Source organism: Dyadobacter sp. CY345, from assembly GCF_021502725.1.
In the GTDB taxonomy this organism is placed as follows: Bacteria; Bacteroidota; Bacteroidia; order Cytophagales; family Spirosomataceae; genus Dyadobacter.
Map to the genome: position 1 here is coordinate 112,759 of NZ_JAKFFS010000008.1, position 17,696 is coordinate 130,454.

The window sequence follows — 17,696 nt, forward strand, 5'->3', positions numbered from 1 at the left end:
CGACAAAGATGATCTGTAATATCGCTTATTTACAAGGAACTTTCGATAAAATCAGGCCGTCGAACCGCACTTGGTCTGGTTTCGAGAATACAATTTTCCCGTTTTGTTCGATATGTTCACCAGAAGCTTGAATCAACAATGTATCGTTTCGTAGAAATATTACCTGCTGCACACTTTCGGAAGTTGCTGTTTTGAATGTGCACATCGCTTTCAACGTATCTCCAAACATTTTTCCAAAAAACGAGCCGTTATTTTCATCTTTTTCATAAAGTTTGTAGCCAAGACTGCCTTTAATACTGTCGCCATACATGAGCGCATTCATCATAACCGTATCCTTTTTCAGTATTGAGGAGTAACAGATATTGAAAGTACTGTCTCTGTCAGAACTTTTCGTATCAAGTGCCGAGTTCTGCGTGGGACTTGAATTGCATGAGGCAAGTAAAAAAGCCGTGAGCACGGATAAAGGAAAAAGTGATTTTTTCATACGTTGTTAGTTTGTGATCATGATTTTGCCGGTCCGTAGTTTCGGATTCTAAAGCTTTGCAAAAATGAGCTAACCTTACAGCGGGAAATATGACCCGGCAACGCTGAGTTTATGATTATAGTCATTTTTAAATAAATCGTGGATTTGAAATCACTTGGATCAGTTGAATTGGGAACAAAGATCCTTAAATGACTGTATCATTCATGTAGCTGAAAAAAAACTGGGTTGTCGGAAATTACCGATTATTTGTTCAATGACGATGAGAAATGTATTATTGACCTGTTATATTTTTTGCTTTTTCACCGTAAAGGCGCAGACTGGCGTCGATAAATTCGATTTGCGCGTGCTGCAAAAAATAGAAACAACACGGTCAGAAAATCAGACAAGGATTTTGAAAGGTATTTCTGACGCAAATAATTATGTAAATCTCGCTGTGCCAGCCGGACTTCTTATCGGCGGAATAATTGATCAGAATAAAGATATGCGTCAAAATGCATTTTATATAGCAAGCAGCACAGCATCGACTGCAATCTTGAATTTCGCATTGAAGGCTATTTTCAAACGACCGAGGCCATTTTTGGTACATATAAGCCTCACGCCGATAACGAGACCGTCCCAATATTCCTTCCCATCAGGGCACACCTCTGCGTCTTTCAGTACGGCGACGGCTCTTACGATGGCATATCCAAAATGGTATGTTGCTGCGCCTTCTTTCATTTGGGCGAGCACTGTCGGATATTCCCGCATGTATTTGGGCGTTCATAACCCTTCTGATGTTGCGGCAGGGGCCTTATTGGGGGCTGGTACTGCAATAGGTTTCGGGTTTATTCGGCCAAAGGATTAGGTCACTTTTTTGATGACAACTTGGCACTAATTTAGCGCAGGAAGCAAACTATTTTTGTTTTTATCTGGAATTTTTTCGAAGTAAGATTTTCTAGTTTGACAACGTAAAGTTTACAATTTCGTCATCTTGGTATTTTAAAAATAGAGCAACTTGCAGTGTCTAACATTATTTATCCCGGATATGAATTTGAAAAAGGAATCACTGGAAACTGTCATTGCAAAAGCTATTGAATCATCGCTTGCGCCTTCTTATGTATTATCTGACAAGGCGAAAAAGCGAATTGAAAAATCCGCCGAAAAACTTGGCGAGAAGCTATCTGAATTGTTTGAAAAAGAAAAGAAGAAGGCACTAAAGAAAGCGGATGAGAAGGTAAAAGAGAAAAAGCCGATTACAGAATCTGAAAAGGATACTGGCAAGGATTTGTCGGATCAATAATTTTTTTGAGCAGATTCCGCGTCCGGTCCAGTTTACTGCTGACCGGATGCGATTTGTTGATTTCAACAACACCTTTCTAGAAGAATTTTATAGCACTGCGAAATACCCTTATCAATAAGGTAAGGGATTTTTGAACGGATGGCATTAACTTGCGATCAGATTCAATCGTTGGGAAAATTGTTATGAATTACGTTGCCCTGTTTTATTTTTTCAAAAAATACAAGTCTCTGACCTTTCTGGTGCTGCATTTTTGCTGCGGTTTTTTCTGCAATTTTTCTTTCGCGCAAATTGAAACACAAGATCACTCCAAAGAAAATAACGAACAGCTTCATAATAATTTCAGCAGGCCCGATTCAGTTTTGCTTGTTTTAAAAGAACAATATAACAAAGCCGTAAAAATTGATGATCAGGTGAAAGCGGCACAATATCTTCACCAGATTGGTAAACTTCTATTCAGTTCCGGGCATTATCCACAGTCGCTGGACTATCTTCTGCAAGCGGATAACATTTTTCGTAAACAGAAACAAATGATATTGCTTGCTGAAAACCTGGGAACACTTGGTGAGCTTTATTACCGGACCACCCAAACTTCCCTGGCCAGAAAACAATTTGATGAGGCACTTTCTCACTACCAAAACCTAAAAGACGAAGCGGGCAAGGCAAATATTTATGGGCATATAGGTCATTTGTATGAGAAACGGCAATTGTATGACAGCTCATTCTTTTTTCAAAGAAAAGCGTTGCAGGCCTACGAGCAGATCAATCAAAAAGACGGTGCTGCCAAAATATATGAGAATATCGGCAGTATTTATGAAGACCAGGAAAAGTATGATTCAGCTTACTGGTATTTTAATAAAGCCTATGTACTCAATAAGCAGCAGAAAAATGACAGGGCGCAAATTGAGGTGCTGAATAATCTGGGTGATGTGTTGCGGAAAACGGGTCGTTATCGGGAGGGTCTAAATTTTAGTATGCAGGCACTTGCGATGGCTGAGAAAACGGGAGAATATTACCAGCTTTCCGGGGCTTACAATGATATTGGAAAGGGATATAACTTCCTGAATAAAAATGATAGCGCATTTTATTATTTGTCGTTAAGCAGAAAATTCCTGAACGATATTTATTCAGAGGAAAGCAACAAGCAACTCGCTTTATTGCAAACTTTATATGAAATAGAAAAAAAAGATAAGGAAATTGAAGGATTGACATTAGCCAGAAAGACAGATTTGCTTATCAGTATAGCAACCGGCGTTGTGATTGTTTTGGTTATTTTAATTGCAGGGCTTATCATCAGCAGGCAGCGTTTGAAGATCAAAAATGAGCAAAAACTTCACGAACAAAATAAGCAGGTATATCTAACCCAAAACCAGCTGATGGAAGTGGAGCTTGAAAACAAAAAGTTGCAGGAGGAAAATCTCAGACAGGAACTTGAAATTAAAACCAAAGAATTAAGCAGTTATACGCTGCACGTTATCCGCAAAAATCAGCAGCTCGAAGACTTGCAGGCACAATTGGAAGGGCTGGTTAAAGATGACAAACGCGACCAGAAAAAACAGATCAAGCAGTTGTCAGATCAAATCAGTGCAGGGCTCAGCGATGACCAGCATTGGGAAGAATTTCGTGGGATTTTTGAGCAGGTTCACCAATCCTTTTTTGACCGTTTACAGCAACAATCCGGTCCGCTCACTTCGAACGATCTGCGCCTGATAGCGCTGATGAAAATGAATCATACCTCCTCTGATATATCCACGTTGCTCGCCGTCTCTCAGGATAGTCTGCGTGTGATGCGCCACAGACTTAGAAAAAAGTTAAACCTGCCGCAGGGAGAAAATCTTTCCAACTTCATTCAATCCATTTGATTCGTCTTAACATTTAGATAATACTAAGATAACACAAAGATAATGGATATGCGTTACGAGATAAATATCTAATAATCAAACAAATATATAGTTATTTTTCCATTTGTTGCCTTCTTGTAACGCCTGAAATGAGGTTGTTTCCCTTTTGTTAACGGCGCCGATTTGCATCCCGGCGATTTCTTTGCTCACCTTCGTATCGTTGTTTAAAACAGGCAGAATTATTTGCCTTAATCATTAACCGATTCGAATTTGAAAGATGAGTTATAAATTTTATTTGTGTCTGGCCGTTTTTATTTCATGCTCTTCTTTTGTGTTTGCAGGAACATTAAGAGGGAAATTGACCGAAGCTGCGAGCGGTGAACCTGCGCTTGGCGTTGTGGTGATGCTGGAAGGAACAAGTTACCAGGATGTCTCAGGACTTGATGGAAGTTTCACGATTCGAAATGTAAAAAAGGGAACTTACAAACTGATCGTTCGTCATATTTCCTACGCCATTGTTCAGAAAGAAATTTCAATTTCAGAGGAAGAACTATTGCAATTAGATATGGCTCTTGGAGCGGCTGAGAATTTGAAACTCGATGAGGTATCGGTAGTCGGAAAACGTGATGGTTCGGCGGATCAGACTGCTCGTTCATTGGAGCGAAATGCCGATCAGGTCATGAACATCGTGTCAGGAAAAACGATCCAGATATCGCCGGATTTGACTGTGGCCAATGTGATCCAGCGTGTTTCTGGCGTGACGCTGGAACGTAACAGCAATGGTGACGGACAACATGCCATCCTTAGAGGAATGGATAAACGGTATAATTACACACTGGTCAATGGCGTGAAAATTCCCAGTCCGGATAACAAATACCGTTACGTTCCACTGGATATTTTTCCATCTGATCTGCTCGACCGCCTGGAAGTTTATAAAGCTTTAACGCCGTCCATGGAAGGTGATGCCGTCGGTGGGGCAATTAATATGGTGATGAAAGATGCGCCAGACCGTTTTACGTTTTCAGCTAACGTTTCAGGTGGTTATAATGAACTTTTCATGGAGCGTGATTTCATGAGTTATGATTATAAAAATATTCAGTCAAAATCGCCTTACGAGAGAAATGGCTCTCAATACAACGCAACACCGGCTGACTTTTCAAAAGCGGCGATTGATTATAATTCAAAAAAACCATTGCCGAATTTGCTCGGCAGCATGGCAATTGGAAACCGGTTCTTGAACGGAAAACTGGGTGTGCTTTTGGCTGGAAGTTATCAGAACACGTTCAGAGGAAGCAACAGTTTGTTTTTTGACTCTGAAACGGTAGACACCCAACGTGGTGAAACATTAACCAAAATGAACGAACGCCAGTATTCGGAGCAGCAAATCCGCTATGGTTTTCATTCAAAAATTGATTACAGATTTAATGACAGACACAAGATTCAATTTTACAATGCTTTTATGAATCTGACCAATGTCCAGGTGAGAGATGTGAAATCAACACAGCTTACTATCGGTGGATATGATCCGGTTTTGGGTAATGCGACGCTGGGTTTTTCAACACGTTCGAGGCTGACGCGCCAGCAAATTTTTAACAGTACTTTGCAGGGAAAACATCAACTTACAGAGAAACTGGGTTTGCAATGGTCGGCCGTTTATTCAAAAGCGACCAATGAAGTGCCGGACAATGTCACGGTGCCGCTATTAGGAATTCGTAAAAATTTCGTTGACACCAAAACAACTGTCGGTGATGCGTCCAGAAGATGGGAGCACAATTCGGACAGGGATATTTCCGCTTACCTGAACCTTACCTATGCGCAGCCTGTCGGAAATATGCAGCTGGAATACATGGCGGGCGGTTTGTTCAGGGATAAAGCCCGGACGAATTTCTATAACAATTATCAGTTGAGACCGACGGATCTCTTCGCGCAGTTTGGGACTGATTTTACGGAATACACTCAGGTTCAGTGGACAATCCAGAATCCGAGAGGCGCAGTGGCGACTGCTTTAAATTATGACGCTACTGAGCAAATTAAAGCGGGATATGTTCAGGTCAAGGCGGAAGCATCCAATCTGGAAGTGCTCGGGGGCGTTCGTATAGAGGCAACCGATCAGAGTTACAGCATGCTTTTTCCGATAGGTGAAGATCGCCCTGTTGGAAGTCAGGTTTATACCGATTTTTTGCCAGGTCTTCATTTTAAATACAAAACCGGAGAAAACGTCAATCTTAGAGCCTCGTATTTCAGGTCGGTAAACCGGCCGGGTTTCTTTGAAATTGTTCCTTACCGCATTGTGCAGGAGGAATATCAGGAACGGGGAAACGCCGATTTGAGAAGAGCTATCGCTGATAATATTGACCTTCGGTATGAAATTTTCCCGAATGCTTCGGACCAGTTTATGGTTGGTCTTTTTTACAAACATATCAAAGATCCGATCGAATATACTTTACAGCGTGATGCGGTTCGTGGTCAGGATATCTTTTACGCGCCGGGGAATTTTGGAAATGCCAATAACTACGGGATTGAAATCGACTATATCCGGTATTTTAAAATGTTTGGTATAAAGGCCAATTACACCTACACACATTCAAAGATTACCACGCCAAAATCACAAAGGATCAGAAACGAAAGTGGTGATCTTGAAACAATCAATATTGACCAGTCCAGACCGCTTTATGGTCAGTCGGCACATGTTGCAAACCTTTCTTTGCTATATAAAAATGCTAAAAGAGGGATAGATGGGCAATTGGCGGCAGGTTACACCGGCGACCGGATCAATACGGTATCTCAATTCCTTGATAACGACTTGTGGCAGAAGGGTTTCATTCAAATGGATGCTTCTATTGATAAGACATTTTCCAGCGGCTTTGGCATTTTTGTGAAGGCGAATAACCTGTTGAATACGCCAATGGAAGTTTATATGAAAAATGTTAGTGCAGCAAATCTAAATGTTCCTGAGCAGGGCAGTTCAACAAAGACTTTGATGCGCCGCGATTATTACCAACGATCTTATCTCCTGGGAGTTCGATATAAATTTTAAACAATATTTATCTAAAACAATTATCTTATGTACGAATTTAAAATGAAAAATCTTTTCGCTTATGCCTCTTTGGCAATGCTTGCGCTGGCAGGCTGTGATAGTGATAATTCTGAACCGGCACCGTCAGTGGAAGTTCCGGTAGTTCAAGAGTCAGTTTCCGGTGAAGTTTCGGGCACGTGGACGAAGGGCGGAACTTATAAGATCACAGGGCATATTCAGATTCCGGAAGGGAAATCTTTGACGATTCAGGAAGGTGTTACAGTCCTTTTTAGCGACTCCGTTGTTAAGCCGGAAGTGGTAGTTAAAGGAAACTTGTATAGTCTTGGCACCGCCGAAGCTCCTGTAAAATTTACCGTTCCTGATAGTTGGAAAACAGCAAAAAACCAGTTCGGTAATCTTTGGGGCGGACTTATTGCAGGGCCAAAATCGAGTGAATTTGTTTTGAGCTACACAATTCTTGAATACGGCGGAGCGGTAACTACCGAAGAATCTCCTTCTGTAAAAGCCGGACTTTACAAGGCAGCAGCAGGTGAACATGTTCCGGTTCTTTACTATCCAAATATTAGTGGAAAGCTTGTCGTTACCAACAGCATCATTCGTAATTTTAACGAAGACGGATTCTATATTGAAGGTGGACAAGTCATTATCGCCAATAATTATTTCTATACAACAGGAGTATCTGGTGGTGACGCGATTAATATTAAATCAGGTGTTCAGGCTGATGTGGCTTTTAACGTAGTATATAGTCCAAACACCAATGCATTGAAATTGTCAAATTCGGGAGACCGTACGCCGCAGGCTTATGTGGTCGGATATAACAATACGATCGTCAACGCTGGATGGAGAAGACCGACGACAAAAGGTGGTTCGATCTGGCTGGAAAAATCGGTTCGTGCTGATCTTTACAATAATCTTTTAGCGAACGACCGTTATGGAATTAAGAGAGATAAAGGTGCTCCGGAAGATGCTCGTTCGGTGATCAGCAATACTTTTTACTACGGTAACAACCAGACTACGACTGATCAGTTTCAGCCATCAGACGAAATCGTAAAAGGGGTTAATGATATTATTTCAGCCAAAGCGGCCGAGAATGATCCGAAATTTGTGAATTATCCGTTGAACACTGATACACAGAATGCTGCCTTCAATACAAGCTGGGATTTCCATTTGCAAGCTGGTTCACCTGCATTGAGCAAAGGTAAAACTGACTTCACACGTCTGTTCGCAAACGGAATTGTTGTCAATGGCGTAACCTATAAATCCCCTGCTCCGGCAAACTTCATCGGTGCTTTTGGAACCAAGTAATTGTAAATTTTCGATCCATTTAAATTAATTCTGTGAAATTACTGATTAGCTTTCTAAGCGTTCTGAGTATATTTTCCGTGTCTTGCCAGGAGAAAAAGGATATTGCTGATTCTCCTGTGACAGACTCTGTCAAGATTATTGAACCATTATATATATCGGATACGGTGGCGCACGATACGGATGATCCTGCGGTTTGGATAAATCCCGCGGACCCGTCGCAAAGTTTGATCCTGGGAACTGATAAGGATGAAGATGGCGGACTGTACGTTTTTGATTTGAAAGGTAAAATCGTCAAAGACAAAGTGATCCGCGGACTGAAAAGACCAAATAATGTGGATATTGAATATGGATTTATGTTAGGAGGGAAACTAACTGACATAGCCGTGGTCAGTGAGCGTTTCACGCACAAACTTCGCATCTACTCACTACCTGACATGAAACCGGTTGACGGTGGAGGAGTCGAAGTTTACCAGGGAGAAACCCTCGAAGGCGGACGGGATTTAATGGGTATCGCGCTTTATAAAAATAAATCCGGTAAGATTTATGCGATTGCCGGTAGAAAAACTGGTCCGACTGATGGGACTTACCTTTGGCAATATCTTTTGGAAGACGATGGTTCGGGAAAGGTGAAGGCCACTTTGGCGCGCAAGTTCGGAACATACAGCGGGCTAAAAGAAATTGAGTCGATTGTTGTGGATGATGAGCTCGGTTATATTTATTATTCCGATGAAGGAAAAGGCGTTCATAAATATTACGCCGATCCGGAAAAGGGTAACAAGGAGCTTGCTCTCTTCGCAACAACAGGTTTTACTGAGGATCACGAAGGTTTATCTATTTACAAACTAACAGATTCGACCGGGTATTTGTTGGTATCTGATCAGGGGGCCAACCAGTTTCAGATATTTAGCAGAGAGGGTGAAAGTGATAACGCGCAAAGCCATTTACTTTTAAAAACGGTCAAAGTGAAAGCGTCTCATAGTGATGGCTCCGAAATGGTTTCCGTGCCTTTAAACGACGATTTTAAAAACGGACTTTTTGTAGCCATGAGCGATGATAAAACTTTTCACTTATACCGCTGGGAAGACATTGCTGGAACCATTCTTAAATCGATTGAAAAGGAAAAGAATTAGAACAATAATCAAATTCTTTATTGTACAAAAACGGGACTTGCGAAAGTTCCGTTTTTGTTTTTAGCAAGTTGAGTTCAATTCTTGAAAATTAATATGGCTGGCTTGATTTTTTAATTTAATTTTAATGTCAACACTAAATACAGCACAGCCTCTTGAATTTAAGATATTATTGCCTGCTTTTTTTATTAATCGCTCCTTTTGATGCAGCTTTTGGCCAGGAGAAACCCGGATGGATCAAACGGGTAGTTCAGAAAGCGATCTCTGATACTACCTCACCAGGGAAACCCAGTTTCAGAATTTATCCAACACTTGCTTATTCGCCCGAAACTAGCTTTGAGTTCGGTTTTTCTTCGTTGCTGCTTTTTCAGGCGAAGAATGATACGCTGAACCGATTGAGTGAAATCCAGGCTTTTACTTTTATTACACTCGAAGCACAATACGGTATCTGGCTGGATAATGCGATTTATGGGGATAAGGATAAATGGTTTTTTCTGGGAAGAACCAGATTTCAGCGTTTCCCATTATTATACTACGGAATTGGTCCCGAAACATCAGGCCACGAACCGGCACTGATTGATGCAAATTATCTGCTGTTAAGACAACGTGTTCTTCGTAAAATCGTTCCTAACCTTTTCATTGGGCCGGAGATTGATTATCAGCAATTGTATAATACCAGTTTCAATCAGCCCGAAGGTAACCATGAATATGAAGCACCGTTGGGTAGTGATGGTACGAGAAATATCGGTCTTGGAGCCGCTCTTGTGTATGACAACCGCCACAACGTTCTTAATGTTCGAAAGGGACTTTTTAGTGAATTATCATTTTTACAATATGCTCCCAAGCTGGGCAGTGACTATAAATTTTACGGAGTAAACCTGGATATTCGCTCATCACATCCTACCAATTCTAGAAACGTACTTGCCTGGCAATTGTATGGGAATTTTTTATCAGGAAATGTACCCTTCAATCAGCTGGCACTGATGGGTGGGGAAATGATTATGCGTGGATATTATTCCGGGCGATATCGGGACAAAAATATGCTCGCTTTTCAAACCGAGCATCGCTGGCTGCCATTTAGGTTCAGTAAGCGTTTTGGGGGAACGGTTTTCGCTGCCGCTGCTGTGGTTGCTCCGAAAATAAATGAGTTTAGCTGGAAACATATTCGCCCTTCCGGTGGCGTAGGGCTGCGATATTTGCTTTTTCCTAAGAAGGATATTTTCCTCCGTATGGACGTTGGGTTCACGAAAGAAGGACCTGGAATCTATCTTTTCACAGGCGAAGCATTCTGACGAATAATTCTTTATTCGCTGCTTTCGTCATATTGGAACAGTATTTTAAACTGGTAGTCATATAAGTTGTGAAGGGATATTATTTCCGCACAACCACTTCATCACGATTCAAACCAGTTGAAAATGAAAATCTTATTGTACGTTGACTTTGACGAAAAAGACCGGGAAGACTTTAAAAAACAATTACCTGATAAAACTGAACTTATATACAAATCGGATATCTCAGAATCGGAGTTAGCTGATGCATTGAAAGATGCAGAAATTCTGGTTGGAAATCCGCCGGTTGAGTCGATTAATGAAGTTTCGTCTTCACTAAAATTTTGGCAGCTTGAACATGTGGGTTTTGAGCAATACAAGGATGTTGACTTCAAAGGAAAGGTAGCCAACGTTGGTGACATATCTGCTGTGCCGGTGGCAGAAACAATCATTAGCGGCGTTTTAGCGTTTTACCGTGGCGTTCACAGTATGGTAAGAAACCAGCTTGAAAAGAAATGGGTAGGAGAGGAAGCAGAGCCTTCACTGCACATACTTGGAGAAAAGCAGGTAATTATCCTCGGTTCCGGAGCAATTTCAGCACATGCAAAGAAGGTCTTGAAAGCATTCGGATGCAAGGTGCAGACGACAGCTAAAAGCGATCCTGACGCTGATATTCATTCATTTGAAGATCTGTTGAAAGAATTGCCGGAAACTGATCTTGTTATTAATACATTGCCCGGCAATCTGGAAGATTATGTTTCCGCCAAGTTTTTTGAAGCGATGAAGGAAGGAAGCCTTTACGCGTCCGTAGGAAGGGGGAATACGACAGATGAAGAGGAAATGATCAAAGCCATTAAGAGCGGACGTTTACTCGGAGCGGTTCTGGATGTAACCGAAGTTGAGCCATTGCCAAAAAGCAGTAAACTGTGGACAATGAGTAACGTAATTTTAACGCAACACACCGGAGCAGCTCATAACCATAGGAATAGAGATAAAGTGGAGGTTTTTGTCAAGAATATTAAACAATATCTTGGCGGGAAAAAAATGGAAAATGAAGTGAAGCTCTCGGACGGATATTGAATATCTGATGGTGTGGAAAAACGACTTTTTATTGCATAGAAAACGGCCCGGACTTCGGGCCGTTTCTAGTTAGCTTCGAATTATTTTGTAATCCGATAAATGCCGTTGTAGTTTAGTTAATTGATTTTCGTTTAGAAAGTCTGATTCACTTTAACCTATTACGAATGAACTATAATTTTGATAAAAACGCCTCGGGCAGAATATTTCGACCGCTGGTGCTGATGACGATCTTATTTTTGGCGAATTTTGCTTCGGCAGAGAATTTACGGAATCCTCTGATCAAAAGTGATACGCTTCGGTTGTTTCTGATTGGAAATAGTTTCTCGCAAAATGCTACGCGCTATTTACCTCAACTTGCCAAAGAAGGCGGCCATCCTTTAAAGATAGGGCGTGCAGAACTTGGAGGATGTTCGTTACAACGGCATTGGGAAATTGCGGAAGCCGCAGAGAAAAATCCGGAAGATCCTAAAGGCAAAGCATACGAAGGGAAGTCGCTGCGGGAATTATTGTCGGTTGGGAAATGGGACGTCGTGACCATTCAACAAAATTCTATGAATTCCGGTGATGTGAAAACGTATATGCCTTATGCGAAGAAACTTTTTGACCTGGTAAAATCTATCCAGCCCGATGCGAAAATCATGATGCATCAAACATGGGCTTACCGGATCGATTCCAAGCAGTTTACGCAAACGGCGCATGATCAATTTGCGGCAAGCGCGAAAGAAATGTGGGAACAATCAAGGGCAGCTTACCATGATATTGCCAAAGCATTAGGAATAGAAATAATTCCGGTTGGTGATGCTTTCTGGAAAATCAATTCTGATTCCAAAACAGCTTATAAACCTGACTCGACATTTAAATTTGACTTGGCAAAGTCTCCCGAACTCCCAAATCAAACGAACTCGCTTCATGCAGGCTATCGTTGGGATAAAAGCGGGAAGATAGCTTTTGATTCAAATCATGCCAATGAGGCCGGATGTTTTCTCGGAGGTTTGGTTTGGTATGGAGTTCTTTTTGATGAAACACCTGCCAAATTAAAATTTTTGCCGGAAAATGTCGACGAAGGTTTTGCTGAGAATTTGAGACAAACAGCAGCAGACCTGACGACAGAAATCAAAAAGTGATTGATTGGCATTAATAACAAAACGGGCGCGCATTAATTTGCACGCCCGTTCTTATAATCAATATATCAAGCCGAATCTATTAATTTGATCCGTTTTTCTTTTTCTTTGATCGGTCAACCAATGCGCCTGTTCCGGCACCTACGCCAGCACCGATTAAAGTTCCCACTATTGCACCTTCCGCACGTTTTTTGTTAATGATTGCTCCTGTAACTGCCCCCGTTCCGGCACCGACAACGGCACCCTTGGCAGTATGGCTCCAACCTTTTCTCTTTTGAGTTGCAACCGGAGCTACGTTGTTATTTGCTACAATCTGCTTGTCATTTTCCTCATTTTGCGCTTTCAGTTTCGCTTCACGATCCGCCATTACTGCGTTCATTGAATCAACAACTGCCTTTTTAGCCAGTACATTTTGCATTGAATCAATGGTGGCTTGTTTGGCTTTAAGAGCCGCGGACTCTGATTTTGAGCCACTATCGCAAGCAAATAGAAAACAAACTGCGCTGAAAATTAAAACGATCGATTTCATAGTATAGATTTTAGGTTTCTCAATAATCTATATTAAGTCCTAAAATCATGCCAGTCTGATACCGAATAGCGATGAACTGTCGCGGAAAAAAACTATTTACGTCCATTTTCGGATATGGTTATGCGTCGACAAGCTTTTGAATGTCAAGTTTTTTCATTCCCATAATCACCTGCATTACGCGCTGTGCTTTTTCTGGATCAGACATTAATTTGGAAATAATCGCAGGAACAATCTGCCAGGAAAAACCATACTTATCTTTGAGCCAGCCACACATGCTCTCCTGGCCGCCATCTGCCGTCAGCTTTTCCCAGTAATAGTCGATCTCTTCCTGATCTTCACAATTAACAACGAATGATACAGCCTCGCTAAATTTAAAGTGTGGTCCTCCGTTCAGACCCATAACCCGGTTTCCATTCAATTCAAAAATAACGACCATGGGCGTATCCTCTATAATTCTTGAATTTTTAAAAACAGAACAGTAGAATTCGGCTGCAGATTTCGCGTTGCCATCGTACCACAAACATGGAAATATCTGGTTGTCCATTGTTGAAAATTTTTTAGTTCAAGTGAATAATTTGCTCACAAGTTTAGTAAACTATTATTGAAAGAATGGGGGGATAAAACGACATTTCAGGGGGTAATCAGGACGAAATTTGCGTTTCTGAAAACAAAGGAAAAGAGAGCGCAAGCAGGGATTTTTTGTCCGCGGATTTGAAAACTTTAAGGTCTAACTATCTGATTTTACGGTAAATAAGTTATGAGGTTATTTTAAGGTATTGTTGAAAGTTCTTTATTCTTTTGAAGTGGTTTTAGCGTACTACCTTTTCAGACATGATTATGATAAAAGCTCTCATAAATTCTGATTTAGATCACACCTCGCAACGCCCGGCCGTAAATCCCAATGTTTCACGATATTATATGAAAGGTGACGTTGTCCAGGTCGCCCGTGCGAAATATGAAGATAATCAAACGCTCTGGTATATCCTGGAAAATGGTATTCAGGTAGACGCGCACTTTGTAGAAATTGAGCCTTATTCCGGCGTTGGAGAAGCGGATAGAACGCATTTTTTTCTATGTTACCGTAAGCTTGATCAGAATAATAATCCTTCACTAGATGACGAAGGTGCACCGGAAAAGCTACATTTCGCACAAATTACCACCCCAAGCGACACACGCAGATTTATGGTCAACCACTGGGATGAGCATACGTTTGTGAATGCTGTGATGCAATCGGTCAGAAAGCTTGAAAGCGAAAGAAAACATGTATTTATTTATATTCATGGCTTTGACTGGGAGCCTGGACTTAAACTGGATCTTCCCGCTTCATTTGTTCAGAGCTATATGAGCCATCCCGCAAACACTATTGCCAAAGTTATTTATTTTGGATGGCCCTCTTCCGGTTGGCGGACAAAAGCTGATGACAAAGCGATTCAAGCAGGTGAGCATTTTACGCGAAAGAATTTTTTTAATTATTTTAAATTGCTGTCTGACGCATTGAAAGAGGAAGGCAAAAGTCTGAATTTGATTGTGCATTCGTTTGGTCACCAGTTACTTAACGGAATGATTAATCCAGGTGACAATCATGTGCCACGTATCCCTCAAAACATTTTTGAGCACGTATTTTTGATGGCTCCTGACATAACGCATCTTGCTGTTCAAAGGGACGGGGTATTTTTACGGAACCAGAAAAAGACCAGAAGAGGCAAACATTTTATGTATAGTCTGGCACCGCTGAAAAAACTTAGCGCAAATGTACACGTCTATTACAACGAACTGGATTATTTACTATACCTAAGCACACAAAAGTTTAACGGTAATAAATCAGACGGGAAATTCGACCCAAAACCAGATATTGAAGGTATAACTACTGACTATCGCAACCTGGGAAATTATGGAAGGGCATTGTTTGATGCGTCGGATTCCGGCCTGGTTTCTGAGGATGGTTTTAATTATTTTGATGTTCAGGATCTGGTGAAAACAGAGCTGGAAGCCGACCCGTTGTATTATCCGTTTCGAAATCTCAAAGATGAGCATATGATCAGGACGATTACGAACATAAGGGAACATTCCAGCTATGAAGGACTGGCTTTGCCGGATACTTTCTGGAACAGGCACTTTCTCATGACGCATCATCAGTATCTTTTTACATGCCGGCCCGTAGTTGACCATGTGCTTCGCCTTTTAAATAAATCACCAAAATTAGCCGAGGAAGAGCTTATCGTTTAGAAATCGGAAATCCTTAGGTAAGATAAAGACGTGAGTTTCTTATTTCCCAGACTTCATCGCCCTGACCACTTTTAGTTCTTTGTCTCCGGCGAATTTCTTATACTCGGCTGTTCCATATCCATACAAAGCTATTTTACCTTCCTTATCATGGTGAACGCCCCAGCCATATCTTTTAGTGAGCGGTGAAGCGCGGAGGCATGCCTGCCCTTTGGAAAAAAACTCTTTTCTTGATTCTTCCAGCTCGCTATCTGTCAGATCTTTTCGTTCCGCATAAACTTTAAACAAAACGTCGTCAGAAGTAAACTTGTATGGATGTTTGCTAATCATGTCAAACTGGATATTGGCAACCGTTATTTTATCCGCCTTTACCGGTGGAATTTCCCCACCCATTGCCGGAGAATCTTCCGCAATTTCAATGAAGGTGTTTTGATAGTTGGTGGTATGTTGTTTCATGACATTGCGTTGGAATAATGGTACAGCCTATAAACGAATATACCATTTAAGATCTGATTATTTATTTAGAACTGTCAGGTTCGATATTACCGAGCATCAATAACATTTTCTCTCGGAATTATTTTTAATTATTGAACAAGTGTCTGATTTCGATAATAGTTTGAGAAATCATTCAACCCGATTAAGAATTTCCAGAATGGCCCTGTCCTCAACAGCGTTGGCCTCGCGATCGTGATTATGAAAATCTTCCATTTTTCTCGTTCTTTTGGAAGTGTCTGCCAGTCCTCTTTCTACCTTATCCTGGTATTCTTCCAAAGATCGGCAGTAATAATGATTGATCTGTATTTTGTCTACACTGGTGTCTGAGTATGAACTGGTTATCTGGCTGAAATGCTCATTCACGGCGAAATGACCTTTTTTGTAACTAAACAAATGAGCTCCAATCGAACGCTTCACAAACCTTGGCTGGACGATTAATTTAACATGCCTATTGATCGGAAAACTTGCTTGTGATCTCTTCAAAAAGCTTCGTAACTGCGACCGCAGCGTTCTTTTGATATACCCGCTAGATCCAAAGACAAGCCAGTTTATGCCCAGACCGCCTACATTTTCGAAATCTTTCAAAAATCCAGGCAAGTCGCCTGAGGTACTTTTCGGGACGATAAATTCATCAGCGTCAATAAATCCAATCCATTGAGAAAAAGCACTCCGCCTTTTGAGGCAGTCATTGTATGCTGTCACCTGCTTAGCTTTTCCATAGATTTTTATGACCGTTGCATAGTTTTCCAGTCCCAGCATTTTCAACGTTTCCGAAACAGCAATTTTACTTTCGTTATCGTATATGTAAAAATGCTCAATTCCGATTTTTATATGGTAATTCATCCATTCTTTCAGATACTCATTTTCGTCTTTGACAATGCAGCAAATTGTTAAATAATAAGATTGTTTTTTTTCTTGATTTGTAAAACGTTGTATCAAATCCTGAATTCTGAAACCGCCAATAATCATAAGTATTCAAATATCTATGTGCTGCTAGTAAAATAAAAAATAGCCGAAAGTTCAGCTACAGCGGGTTAAACTCAGATATTTTATCCTTTTGCTATAAAATTTTTCGCCTTTCTTCGGATAGAAGAAAGGCGAAAAAATAAATCAAAAATAAAATATTTTACTTGATACCTTTTCCTGTTGCTGCCCAGTAAATTCCTCCGTAAAGGTGGTCAAGAAATGATTGGTCAGAATAAACTAATCCAATATGGCCCAGGCCAGTGTAGAAAGCGCGGCCGCCGTCGTATTTATGATACCATGACATCGGGTGAACATCTCCCATGCCTTTTCCTTCGTTGTCTCCCCATTTGGTTTTCGCATCGTAAGTTTTCTCATCCAGCGTGATCAGGAATTTCAGATCGTTTGATTTGTATGGTTTTTGATATTCGTACCACTCGTCTGTCCACAACATTCTTTTCGGGAAACGTTCAAGACCTGGAAAATTGCTGTCAACTACGTCCAGATAAGCAGTTTGCTGTGCCGGGTGAATTTTGAACATCATGCCGACCATCTTCGTGTACCATGGCCATTCGTATTCAGTATCAGCAGCGGAGTGGATACCAACCCAACCTTTGCCAGACTGAATGTATTTTTCAAAAGCGGCCTGCTGTTCATCATTAAGAACGTCACCTGTTGTGTTCAGGAAAATTACCGCTGCATATTCTTTCAATTGTTTTTCGTTAAAAACAGATGCATTTTCCTGCCAGTCAACAGTGAAATTGTTTCTTGCAGCCAGATTTCTTATTCCGTCAACTCCTTCGTGAATGGACTGATGGTGAAAGCCTGCTGTTTTTGAGAAAAGTAACACCTTGAACTGCTGTGCGTTAGCGAAGGTCGCAGTAGCAATGACGAAAAGTAGGGCCAGTGATTTTTTTAACATTTTTATTGTAAATTAAAATTTAATG

General features: G+C 41.0%; 16 protein-coding genes. 10 read left to right on the plus strand and 6 right to left on the minus strand.

All coding sequences use genetic code 11. From position 1 onward, the window contains the following. Positions 1-25: 25 nt before the first annotated feature. Positions 26-484, minus strand: a complete 459-nt coding sequence (locus tag L0657_RS27250; RefSeq protein WP_235154030.1) for a hypothetical protein — start codon at positions 482-484, stop codon at positions 26-28. Positions 485-743: 259 nt separating this feature from the next. On the opposite strand from L0657_RS27250, the gene L0657_RS27255 reads away from it, so the two are divergent. From L0657_RS27255 to L0657_RS27295, 9 genes are all read left to right on the plus strand, one after another. Continuing rightward, entirely contained in the window at positions 744-1,328 is a 585-nt protein-coding gene (locus L0657_RS27255) for a phosphatase PAP2 family protein (RefSeq protein ID WP_235154031.1), read from the plus strand. A 180-nt stretch (positions 1,329-1,508) separates the two neighbouring features. Then, positions 1,509-1,763, plus strand: a complete 255-nt coding sequence (locus L0657_RS27260; RefSeq protein WP_235154032.1) for a hypothetical protein — start codon at positions 1,509-1,511, stop codon at positions 1,761-1,763. 182 nt (positions 1,764-1,945) lie between these two features. Next, positions 1,946-3,622: a tetratricopeptide repeat protein gene (locus tag L0657_RS27265; RefSeq protein ID WP_235154033.1), complete on the plus strand. Its 1,677-nt coding sequence runs from the start codon at positions 1,946-1,948 to the stop codon at positions 3,620-3,622. A gap of 256 nt (positions 3,623-3,878) precedes the next feature. After that, positions 3,879-6,638, plus strand: a complete 2,760-nt coding sequence (locus L0657_RS27270) for a TonB-dependent receptor (protein ID WP_235154034.1) — start codon at positions 3,879-3,881, stop codon at positions 6,636-6,638. A gap of 27 nt (positions 6,639-6,665) precedes the next feature. Beyond that, a complete protein-coding gene (locus L0657_RS27275) occupies positions 6,666-7,943 on the plus strand; it encodes a right-handed parallel beta-helix repeat-containing protein (RefSeq protein WP_235154035.1) in 1,278 nt (425 codons plus the stop codon). A 32-nt stretch (positions 7,944-7,975) separates the two neighbouring features. Further along, a complete protein-coding gene (locus L0657_RS27280; protein WP_409015114.1) occupies positions 7,976-9,073 on the plus strand; it encodes a phytase in 1,098 nt (365 codons plus the stop codon). A gap of 188 nt (positions 9,074-9,261) precedes the next feature. Next, entirely contained in the window at positions 9,262-10,362 is a 1,101-nt protein-coding gene (locus tag L0657_RS27285; RefSeq protein ID WP_409015116.1) for a BamA/TamA family outer membrane protein, read from the plus strand. A gap of 123 nt (positions 10,363-10,485) precedes the next feature. Then, on the plus strand, positions 10,486-11,418 hold the full coding sequence (locus L0657_RS27290) for a D-2-hydroxyacid dehydrogenase (RefSeq protein WP_235154037.1): 933 nt from the start codon (positions 10,486-10,488) through the stop codon (positions 11,416-11,418). Between the two features lie 164 nt (positions 11,419-11,582). Further along, positions 11,583-12,542 (plus strand): DUF4886 domain-containing protein, encoded by a 960-nt coding sequence (locus L0657_RS27295; protein ID WP_235154038.1) that lies wholly within the window; start codon positions 11,583-11,585, stop codon positions 12,540-12,542. A gap of 79 nt (positions 12,543-12,621) precedes the next feature. On the opposite strand, the gene L0657_RS27300 is transcribed toward L0657_RS27295, so the two are convergent. Next, entirely contained in the window at positions 12,622-13,068 is a 447-nt protein-coding gene (locus tag L0657_RS27300) for a glycine zipper domain-containing protein (RefSeq protein ID WP_235154039.1), read from the minus strand. Between the two features lie 118 nt (positions 13,069-13,186). Next, positions 13,187-13,612, minus strand: a complete 426-nt coding sequence (locus L0657_RS27305; protein WP_235154040.1) for a VOC family protein — start codon at positions 13,610-13,612, stop codon at positions 13,187-13,189. Positions 13,613-13,905: 293 nt separating this feature from the next. Between L0657_RS27305 and L0657_RS27310 the strand changes: the two genes are divergently transcribed. Next, complete coding sequence (locus tag L0657_RS27310) at positions 13,906-15,294, plus strand: alpha/beta hydrolase (RefSeq protein ID WP_235154041.1); 1,389 nt, start codon at positions 13,906-13,908, stop codon at positions 15,292-15,294. A gap of 39 nt (positions 15,295-15,333) precedes the next feature. On the opposite strand, the gene L0657_RS27315 is transcribed toward L0657_RS27310, so the two are convergent. The 3 genes from L0657_RS27315 to L0657_RS27325 form a co-directional block, all read right to left on the minus strand. Then, positions 15,334-15,747 (minus strand): DUF6157 family protein, encoded by a 414-nt coding sequence (locus L0657_RS27315; RefSeq protein WP_235154042.1) that lies wholly within the window; start codon positions 15,745-15,747, stop codon positions 15,334-15,336. A 168-nt stretch (positions 15,748-15,915) separates the two neighbouring features. After that, the gene (locus L0657_RS27320; protein WP_235154043.1) at positions 15,916-16,755 is read right to left on the minus strand and encodes a glycosyltransferase family 92 protein; all 840 of its coding nucleotides are present in this window, start codon (positions 16,753-16,755) and stop codon (positions 15,916-15,918) included. A gap of 157 nt (positions 16,756-16,912) precedes the next feature. After that, positions 16,913-17,671 (minus strand): ThuA domain-containing protein, encoded by a 759-nt coding sequence (locus L0657_RS27325; RefSeq protein WP_235154044.1) that lies wholly within the window; start codon positions 17,669-17,671, stop codon positions 16,913-16,915. Positions 17,672-17,696 lie beyond the last annotated feature (25 nt).

Coding starts and splice junctions, on each gene's coding strand:
- L0657_RS27270 (WP_235154034.1), top strand. CDS start 3,879: ATGAGTTATAAATTTTATTTGTGTCTGGCCGTTTTTATTTCATGCTCT.
- L0657_RS27320 (WP_235154043.1), bottom strand. CDS start 16,755: ATGATTATTGGCGGTTTCAGAATTCAGGATTTGATACAACGTTTTACA.
- L0657_RS27255 (WP_235154031.1), top strand. CDS start 744: ATGAGAAATGTATTATTGACCTGTTATATTTTTTGCTTTTTCACCGTA.
- L0657_RS27315 (WP_235154042.1), bottom strand. CDS start 15,747: ATGAAACAACATACCACCAACTATCAAAACACCTTCATTGAAATTGCG.
- L0657_RS27310 (WP_235154041.1), top strand. CDS start 13,906: ATGATAAAAGCTCTCATAAATTCTGATTTAGATCACACCTCGCAACGC.
- L0657_RS27290 (WP_235154037.1), top strand. CDS start 10,486: ATGAAAATCTTATTGTACGTTGACTTTGACGAAAAAGACCGGGAAGAC.
- L0657_RS27250 (WP_235154030.1), bottom strand. CDS start 484: ATGAAAAAATCACTTTTTCCTTTATCCGTGCTCACGGCTTTTTTACTT.
- L0657_RS27295 (WP_235154038.1), top strand. CDS start 11,583: ATGAACTATAATTTTGATAAAAACGCCTCGGGCAGAATATTTCGACCG.
- L0657_RS27275 (WP_235154035.1), top strand. CDS start 6,666: ATGTACGAATTTAAAATGAAAAATCTTTTCGCTTATGCCTCTTTGGCA.
- L0657_RS27260 (WP_235154032.1), top strand. CDS start 1,509: ATGAATTTGAAAAAGGAATCACTGGAAACTGTCATTGCAAAAGCTATT.
- L0657_RS27300 (WP_235154039.1), bottom strand. CDS start 13,068: ATGAAATCGATCGTTTTAATTTTCAGCGCAGTTTGTTTTCTATTTGCT.
- L0657_RS27265 (WP_235154033.1), top strand. CDS start 1,946: ATGAATTACGTTGCCCTGTTTTATTTTTTCAAAAAATACAAGTCTCTG.
- L0657_RS27305 (WP_235154040.1), bottom strand. CDS start 13,612: ATGGACAACCAGATATTTCCATGTTTGTGGTACGATGGCAACGCGAAA.
- L0657_RS27325 (WP_235154044.1), bottom strand. CDS start 17,671: ATGTTAAAAAAATCACTGGCCCTACTTTTCGTCATTGCTACTGCGACC.